Here is a 9115-nt window from a genome sequence, read left to right as displayed (position 1 = left end):
TCATCCCTCATCCCTCATCCCTCATCCCTCATCCCTCATCCCTCATCCCTCATCCTTCAATTCACTCTGGCTCGAAAGCGAACAAACCCAAAGTTATTGCCCGCCGTATTGGGAATCGTACCCAAATCAAACAGCGCCGCTCCTCTAGCATTAGTCTGATCAGGACAGGAATTATTGGGCGGCAAGGGCGCTAACGGAGAGAAGAAACTGCCGCCTGGGGCTTCAGAATTGGCGCGTCTAATGGACAAACTGTTTGCGACAAACGTCGTCCCCACGGGAATCGGATCGCAAATATTCGTCAGAAAAGCAGGCTGAGTGCCATCCGAGAGATAGTAGACCGTGTATTCAACTTCATCGCCCGATCGCAGCGGATTGGCTCGATCGACCGTCGCCAGCCCAACCGGAGAAAGCTGAGAAAATCCAGGGGCGGTGTCGTTGATATCGCCAGGGTCATCGACAAATTGAGTAAATCGAGTCTGCGCCCCTCCACGAGTCAAGGCGGTAATGCGTTTGACTAAGCGAAACTGAGACAGCAAATTGACGGGCGTGGGCGTATTGTCGTCTCCAGGGTTGCCATTGTTGTTTGCGTCGGGGGTGGTGCCGTTGGTCGAAGTGTCGGTAACCGGATTGTTGTCGGGATCTCTAGCGGTGCCGATCGCTGTGTTTAAGAAAGTTCTGGTGACAGTGCCGGGGGTGAGTCGCACACTAAAATTAATCGTTGCGGTCTGCCCAAAAGTCAGAATATCCGTTCCGGCAAGCAAGTTAGTATCGCTGGTGCCATTAAAAGTGGGATTGACGCGCAGCGCACTACTTTGAAGCGAACCAGGGACAATACTAAACGCAGGCACTCCGGCAAAGGTTTGACTCAGATCTTCGGTGACTTGCAGACTGGTGAGATTGACCTGAGACGGATTTTGTACCGTGATCAGATAAGGAACTGTAAACGTGCCGTCGTTGTTGTTGACCGGAACGCCCACCTGTTTTGCAACGCCTAACTGAGGTTGAGGAACCGGAACCAGCGATCGCACGACGAGATTCTGAATTTCGTGAAAGTTGGTAAACGTGCCCGTAGAAGCGGCAAACCCAAATCGGAAGCGATCGGGCAATCCGGGAGGCGCGGGGCGTTCGGGAATTACTATGACAAAGCCTGCCCCAAAGTCGATTTCGACCTGCACGGTTGGGTTGGTTCCAGGTCGTAAGGTGATGCGGGCGGTGCGGCGGGCAGCAGTCCGAACGGTGGTAGGAACATCGATGCCTTCAGGACGAGTGCCAGAGTTTGCCAGAAAGCAGTATCCCGTGGTGCCATTTCCTGGCCCGCGAAGGGTTACTGAGTCAGGAACGCCCGTGCGGGTGGCAGCATCCGGATCGCGTCCAAATGGAGACACTTCACACCCAGGGGGAGGAGCGCCCGGAGGAAAAAATCCTGCGCCTCTGCCTTCTGCATCGTTGGCGAAATTGCCAAATTCATCGAAACCAATGCCGAGATAGCCGCCTGCGATTCCAGGTTCATCAGGGACGACACCGCCAAAACTGCGTTGAGCATATCCCAACGATCCGCCAAACGAGCCTGCCTGGGTGGGAGTCGCCTGAGAGTCAATCAAAAAGAAGGTGATCCCGTCTGCCCGTTGCTCACCAATGCCGTTAAAAGAGAAAAAGTCGAAGGTAATCGATAGCCCAAACTGCGATTGGATGAAGCGATCGTAGATCACAAACCCTCGCTGTTCGGTTCCATTGGAGGTAATGCGTAAGGCTCCACTGCCTACCGTATCGGTTGCCCCTTCGACACAAGAAGGAATGCTGGGAGGGATGGCCGTAGCGGGGGTGGCAGCGGTCAGACAGGGAAATCCGCCGATGCCGCCAGAGAGAAACACATCGGTCGTCGCCGCACCGCGAAAGGTTTCTTGAAAGAGAATTGTCTGGGCGCTCACTGATGAGCCAAGCGAGTTGAGCAAGAGGGCCGTCAAACCTCCGGTGAGCCAAGTCCAGGAGTGAGCGGCTTTGAGCGTAAGCGGGTTCCAAAATCTGCGTTGCATTACCTTCCACCTCTAGCTGGTTCCAGTTGCAAATCTTCTTCCTGGACGAAGACTTCAATATCACGAGCATCTTTGTAGATGACTTCGACGCGGCGATCGCGAGCAAAATCCAATCGAGTGTTTCCGTCTGAGCGTCGCTGTCGTTCGCCAAACGATCGAATCGTCATCCGCGCGGAATTGATGCCTTTGCGAATTAGATAGTTGCGGACTGAAAGGGCCCGGCGTTGACCTAATCGCTGGTTGTAGTCATCGCTGGCGCGGGGGTCGGTGTGGCCTTGCAGTTCTAAAATAATCGTGGGATTGGCGAGAACGACGGCGGCAATTCGATCCAACACGCTGGCGCTTTCGGGGCTGATGTAGGACTGATCGAGGGCAAAGTGAACGTTTTTGGGCACCGTAATTCGGACGGGAACGTTGGGTTCAGGCGTGGGGGTCGGCGGAGTAGGCACTTGAGCGATCGGCGGCGTGACGCAGGTAGGAGTGGCACTGGTCGGCGGCTGAAGGTTGGGTGGAGTGGTAGTTTCGGCGGTGCGAACGATCGTATTCAAGGCAGGTTCCGAGGTGCCATAGTTGGGATTGGTGGCGATCGCGCTGATCAGATCTCCCGGCTTCAGAGTCTCTGAGGTAAAGGTAAAATTGCCCTGTTTGTCGGTTTCGGCGTTGCCAAGGGGTTCGCTGAGGGTGCCGTAGGGAGACGTGTTTTCGGTGACGCGATAGAGTTGGATTTGCGAATCGGGATCGGCTTTCCCCGTGATTTGAGCCTGAGCGCCAGAAAGAACGAAGGCCTTGGAGGTGAATTGGGGAGCGTCGATCGCCCCGTTTCCGGTATCTTTGCGGCGGTTGGGTGAGTTTCTAAAGGGGTTGATGCCGTCTCCTTTTTGGTAGGCTTGGACGCTGACATTTCCCTGAGTCACCAGATCAATGCTGAGTCCTTCGAGGTTTGCGAATCGGTTGTTGGCGATCGTATTGCGCCGACTGAGCGGAAAGGCTGCCACCACAACGCCTGATCCGGCCTGGTTTGTAATCAGATTGCCTGTCACCTGATGGTTGTTGCCCATGAGATAGACGGCTGCGCGACGAAATCGACGACCGTTGTAGGTAATGCGATTGTCTCTAATTTGGGTGGCTCCTTCTGGCTTGAATAAGTAAACGCCTGACCCATCGTTGCCGCAGATTAAGTTACCCGAAATTTCGGATTGATCGATGTTGCCTTCGAGTCTGACCGCATCGGGCATTCCAGCCAGGCCGTTGGCGACGATCGCATTCTCAGTCACCTGGAGATTGGTGGAATTGACCGATGTGATAATGGCGCTGCCGTCGTGGTTGGCGATCCAGTTGCGTCGAATCGTCGTGCCTGTGCTGTTGAAGACCGAAACGCCAAAGGCTGAAGTCGTCGGCGGCACACTCTGATCGGGACGAATGCCCAACCAGTTGTTTTCGATCACGACATTTTTGGGCGGCACATCATCGCTGTAAAAGGGCGCAAAATTAGCAGGTGTAGGCTGTTTGCGGATATCCGGGGGCGGCAGGCGGTGAGCGATGAAAATATCGGCGGGTGGCGTGCGGGCCGTGTCATCAACATCATCATTAAACCCATACAAACTCAGGCCGCGAATCGTCACATTGTCTGAAGTGATGGTCAACCCTCGCGGCACAAACGTATTCTGAACAGGCGTAATCTCGACGATCGGCTGCACTAGAGGCAGTTCGGCAATCACCGCTTTATCGGCTTCGTATCCGGTTTGGGTGGTGCCATCGATCGTCACGGGAGCCACGATCGCCGGGAGTTCTCGCCCGACTCGAATGATGGTTTGTCCCGATGGAAGCTGAAAGCTGATTTGCGAGGTGGATTCGTTGATAACTGAAACTTGAGACTTCTCAGCGTCACTCAATCGATCAACGGGTAAAGCTCCATTGGTGAGTTCGATCGCTTCTCGGAGTGTCAAACTACTATCCGCTTGTACGCTATCTTGATCGCTGTTAACCGTTATTTTGAATCGCGTTGGCGTTTGGGCAAGGGTTGAAGACGGAAGGAGCGAACTGTAACTGATTAATAACAGCAGTGATGCAAATCCTGTTTTTATGTTCATTCTGTCACTCCTCTCACGACCGCTTCAGCGGATTGATCCCGAATCATCGATTGGATTATCGGAGACAACATTTGTGATTGCGGCGATATGTCTGGTTGTGTGGCCACAGGTTTTATCTGGGATTCTTGCTGCTGTTGAGGCGGGACGACTCGCTGTAATCCAAATCCGTTAAACAATTCATTGAGCTTAAAGGAGAGCGTTACATAAAAGCCACCCTTCGATCGACTGCCTTCAAAGTCGCGATCGTTGTTGATTTCTCCAAAGCTGTAACCCACGGCGGCTCTCAGGTTAGGCGTGAGATAATAGCCAACTTCAGCCAAAAATCCGAATTCATTAAAGCTTGTCACCGACTGCCCGATCCAGCGCACTTCTCCACCCAAATCCCAGTTGTATCCCAGTCGATAAGTGGTGCGAAGCTGTCCGAGTGAGATGGCATTCGTGCCCAGCAAATCTCTGGCTAACGTAGACTGAGCGCTGCGGAGCGCATACTTGCCATAAAACTCCCAGCGAAAATTGGGGGCATAAATGGCTTCGATCGCTCCTAAATGAACTTTTGCCCCCGATCCCGTCCCAAAGAGTAGCGAGGTGGGAGTCGCATCCGGATTTTGGCGATATTCGTAGCGAAACAGTAGATTTAATTTGTCGCTGTTGGGGTCACGATAGGCTAAACCGACTTTGAGATTTGTGGTGTCGCCCAATCCGGTGAGCAGTTGGTTAGCCGCATTTGCTTGTTGAAATCGTACCAACGCAGTTAAAGCGGGCGAAATTTTTCCGGCGGCTCCGGCTGACCAGAAGGTGTCGTTTCCGAGTGAAGAATTGCGTCGCTCAAATCGGGCACTCGCCTTAAAGTCAGGATTGTCGCTATACTCAACGCCCACACTGTAGCTGTCTCCCGAACTCACCCCCAGCGAAGAGGAACTTTGCCCCACGGCGTAAGGCTGCGCGAACTGTTGACCTGCGGCTGTATAGGCAAAAAGATCGCCAAAAATTCGTTCATACCCCAGGTTAATTCTCAAGCCCGGTGACAAGCGAATCCGATGATTTAAGCCGATCGCGCCCTGTCCCGTGGTGCCGTTGATCCCATTTAGAACTGAGTAGCGTCCTGTGAGCGAGGTGTCGTCTGAGAGTTTGCGATCAATAATCGTATCCAGACTGGTGATCGAGTTGCTAGAAAACTGTCCGCCTGAGAGAAACTGCTGCGCCAGTCGCATCGTCACGCCCGGAGAAACTTTCCAATCTAAGCCGACGGTGGTTCGACTGGGGTAAAGCGGATCGTCGTCACCGAGGCTGAGTTCGTTTTGGGCGCGAAACAGCAGCGTTTTGGTCAACGGCACCGACAAGCGAGACACTAATTGATTGCTGTCTTGATCGAGATTATTGGTCGCGCGATCGTCACGAGTCCGATTGACCCAATCAAAACTCAGCGCCGACTCCCCGATTTTTTGCTCAAATCCAGCGCTGATCGTCGTCAAACTATTGTCTACTCGCCCGATCCGAAATGGCTCTTGACCACATCGCGCCAACCCCGGCGTATCACAAAAAAGATTGCTGCTGGGATTGAATAAATCGGTTCCCAGCCCAAATCCTGAAGCGATGCCGTAATTGATTTCGCGATCGACCTGCGCCCGAAACTGCGTCGAAGCCCCAATCTTAGCGGCAATATCTCCGCCGTAGCGCGTCTGTCCGGGGACAAAGCTCAAGGTAGCGTTGTTAGAGAAATTCTCATCCACCGATCGGTAATAGCCCCGCGCCAACACCCCCGCAAATAAAGACGTTTTCGCCTCTAAACGGTAGGCTGACCCTTCGACATCGCCCAAAAAGGGATCGGCATTGGTCGATCGGGCAAACTCCGCAACGATCTGGCCGTCTTTGCCAAACGAGAACAGCGCATCGGCTCCATACAGTTCAAAGTCACGACTGCCGCGATCTTCTCTCAGGTAGCTGACTCCCGCCCAGCTTTCTCGCTGCACTTCTCGCGAAAAGTTGTAGCGCGCCCGTCCTGCATAAAGGTTAGTGCCGCCCGTTCCGATGCCTTCGTACTGGTAAGTGACGACGATGCGCCGCACCAACGTTCGACCAAACAGATCAAAATCAGTCGTCTGAATGGGATTGCGAAAGGTAATCGTCCCGCGATCGTAATCAATTTCGTAATCTCGAATGCGACTGAGCGGAATGCGATCGACAATACTTCCGGGACGGTTGAGTTCTTCAGTTTCGATAAAAACGCTCTCACTCCCGCCAATCACTAAGCGACGCGACAGAAAATAGTTTCCACTCGTGCCGTTGGGAGCGATCGTATCGCGCTGAAATCCCTCCAGATTATTGCCATACATCAACGTGGCTTGAAAATTACCAAAGTTATAATTGCCCTTAAAGCCATGCAGTTGGCGGGATGTCGCTGTGAAATATTGCGAAGCGCTGGAGAATTCTTCAGTTTTATAATCGCCCCACATTGCATAATCAGACCCCGCCCCCGGCACTCGCGACGTGCGCTCAAATTTGAGAAACACACTGTCGATCGACGGCGTTAGATAATCGACTGTAGAACTATCGCCATAGGTGGGATAGACCTGATCACAAAACTGCGTATCGCGAAACAAGCGAGTCGTGCCGTCACAGGTTTGATTAAGCGGACGAGTGTTATTAAATGCGCCCGTAAACAGCCAATCGCCGACCTTGCCGATCGCAAACACCGATGCATCAAACCCGACTTGAGTCCCCTTGTCAAAAGAAGTCTCGCTGAGGAAATCCGCAAAACTCTTGTAGTAGTTCGTCCCGGCTGCTCCAATTCGCAAATTGATCGATCCCGATACGAGAGACGGCCGCAAATTTGTAATGAATTCTACCGTTGCGTAAGCCTCCAACGTCTGAGAAGGGTGTCCGGGTAAGGTTCCGGGATAGGCAAAGGGGGGAGGAGACGGCTTGGATTCTGGTTTAGCTTCATGAAGTCCGTCGATCGCCGCTCTCACGCGAACCTGTTTTGCCTCCAAAGTAGACTGCAACTCAGCCGAAAATCTTCCCTGTCGAGCAATGACTTGAAATCCCAGTCGATCGCTACCCTGGTCGGCTCCAATAAACTTCCCGGCACTGCTGGTCAGCGTCACCGTCACATCTTCAGAAATCGGCTGATTGTTGGCATCGAGAATTTGCCCCGAAAGCGTCACCGTCGATCGCCCATCTGCGGGAATCCGGGAATCGCTGGCTGGCGAAAACTCAATCCGAACTGTGCCCGTTGCAGGCGTAGCAACCGGAACTTGAGCCGTTTGTTGAAGCGGGACAGACGTGAGAATTTCGGGAGCGATCGCCGAATTAGTTTCTGAATTAGGTTGAGCCTTGAACGCTTCTACCGATCGCAAATAGTCATCCAAGCCACTCGCTTGAGCAGAACTAGAGAACACGATCGCGCCCAAAATTGAGGTAAAACAACCCCATCGAATTGAGGAAACCTGCATATTACCGTCCTCCTCCATAAGTTGGCGTGACAGCAAAATTCATTCGTCCCAGACTGCCCGGAGCCAGTTTTACGAGTCGAGATTGGCTGTTATTCTCAATCCGATAGCGGTTGGGAGCCAGCGTATAGCCCGGCAGACTCGTCAAATCCAGCGTGCCAGTCCGGTAGCCTGCGATCACGTATTGCAGCGAAAACAAACCATTGGCATCCGTTGTGATCCGATTGCCGTCATCCATAAAAATCACCGCATTGGGAACGCCGGCCTCTCCAGGCTGCTGTTCGCCATCAAAATTTTTATCGACAAACACGCGACCGACGATCGTGCCGCAGTCTGACAAAATGCCCCGACGAATTCTGACTAGATAGCTCGATGAATTGCTGGAAATTGGGCCAGCCGGAGTCGTCGCCTGCGCCACTGCCAAATTTCTGCCCGTTCCTCTGATCGCGTCCGGTGAAAGCAGCGCCCCATATACGAGGGTCAACGTCTGCCCCGGTGCCAGCGTTCCTGGAATGCTAAAGGTGACGATCGAGTTGCTGACCGTCGGCGGAGGGGGTGTGACCGTCGTGCCCCCGATCGCCGCCCGTTGAGAATTGGCCACATATTGCAAACCGAGCGGCAGCGTATCGCGTATCGTCAAATTGCTGGCGGGAAACGTCCCTGTGTTGCGAATCAGCAGCCGATAAACCACAATGTCGCCGGGTTCTGCGGCCGCCCGATCGCCCGTTTTGGTAATGTCCAGTCCCGATCGACCCGGTATGACTGCTGTAAGAGAAGTTTGATTGGAAGTTACGTCCTGCGCGGGAGTATTGGGATTGTCAGTGGTTCTAAAGCCACCGCTTGCGGAGTTGACGATCGTAGAAGTCGCCTCTTGGGTCACCGCAGGTTGAATTTGGCTGTTAAAACCTCCCGTAAAGATTAAGACCAGTAGCAGACGCAGGATCTCACTCCCCAACGATTTCGTCAGGAATTTCATCAAAAACTCACCACACTAAGTTTGTTATCATCTCAGTTAAATCACGGAGTCGGCACCAGCGGGTTAGCTCTTGCAGTCAACCCTTTTGCGAAAATCGGCTTAGTTAAATATTCTTCTTAAGCCTCGATAATGAAACTTCGAGAATGATACGGTAACTTCACCGAAATTGTGAGGAGTTTATAAAAACTTTATATTGGTTTAGTAAAGACAAATCCGAATTTTGAGAGACGTTCCCAGCAAACTATGGGGAATGAGGCAAAAACGCAGCACAAAAGCTGAAGAGATTGGAACTCAAAAAAACAGGTTCTAATCTCTCTAAATCTTTTAGTGACCAACGATCGAGCTTTGAACCCCAAATTTCCCCTCTTTTTAAGGTGGCTCTTCTGAATCTCACCTCTGACCTGTCAATCAAGTGGGTGGTGGGTGGTTGAATGCCTTTTGATAGAGCTTTCAGCGATCGTTCTAGTAGATTTCAAGGCAGTGCGTTTCGGGTCGCTTAACACACCCTACTCCAATGGTTCGGACAGTTTTTAGTTGAGGGGATGGACAAGAAAGCTATCGATCCCT

Annotated in this window: 4 protein-coding genes; all 4 read right to left on the bottom strand. The window is 52.6% G+C overall.

The features are described 5' to 3' along the window. Window positions 1-56 precede the first annotated feature (56 nt). The 4 genes from ACJ2PR_RS33760 to ACJ2PR_RS33745 are packed head-to-tail and all read right to left on the bottom strand — an operon-like array spanning window position 57 to window position 8548. Window positions 57-2033: a hypothetical protein gene (locus ACJ2PR_RS33760; protein ID WP_446880331.1), complete on the bottom strand. Its 1977-nt coding sequence runs from the start codon at window positions 2031-2033 to the stop codon at window positions 57-59. After that, on the bottom strand, window positions 2033-4123 hold the full coding sequence (locus ACJ2PR_RS33755; RefSeq protein WP_446880330.1) for an OmpA family protein: 2091 nt from the start codon (window positions 4121-4123) through the stop codon (window positions 2033-2035). The genes ACJ2PR_RS33760 and ACJ2PR_RS33755 overlap by 1 nt, the downstream gene beginning before the upstream one ends. Next, window positions 4120-7575: an Ig-like domain-containing protein gene (locus ACJ2PR_RS33750; protein ID WP_446880329.1), complete on the bottom strand. Its 3456-nt coding sequence runs from the start codon at window positions 7573-7575 to the stop codon at window positions 4120-4122. The genes ACJ2PR_RS33755 and ACJ2PR_RS33750 overlap by 4 nt, the downstream gene beginning before the upstream one ends. Window position 7576: 1 nt before the next feature. Beyond that, window positions 7577-8548, bottom strand: a complete 972-nt coding sequence (locus ACJ2PR_RS33745) for a hypothetical protein (RefSeq protein ID WP_446880328.1) — start codon at window positions 8546-8548, stop codon at window positions 7577-7579. Between the last annotated feature and the right edge of the window lie 567 nt (window positions 8549-9115).

The organism is Phormidesmis sp. 146-33, from assembly GCF_052939515.1.
Note: the sequence above shows the minus strand (reverse complement) of the source record. Positions and strands in the feature narration are given on the sequence as shown.

Bases quoted from the DNA above. Each gene is read 5' to 3' on its own strand.
- ACJ2PR_RS33760 (WP_446880331.1), bottom strand. From the start codon at position 2,033: ATGCAACGCAGATTTTGGAACCCGCTTACGCTCAAAGCCGCTCACTCC.
- ACJ2PR_RS33755 (WP_446880330.1), bottom strand. From the start codon at position 4,123: ATGAACATAAAAACAGGATTTGCATCACTGCTGTTATTAATCAGTTAC.
- ACJ2PR_RS33750 (WP_446880329.1), bottom strand. From the start codon at position 7,575: ATGCAGGTTTCCTCAATTCGATGGGGTTGTTTTACCTCAATTTTGGGC.
- ACJ2PR_RS33745 (WP_446880328.1), bottom strand. From the start codon at position 8,548: ATGAAATTCCTGACGAAATCGTTGGGGAGTGAGATCCTGCGTCTGCTA.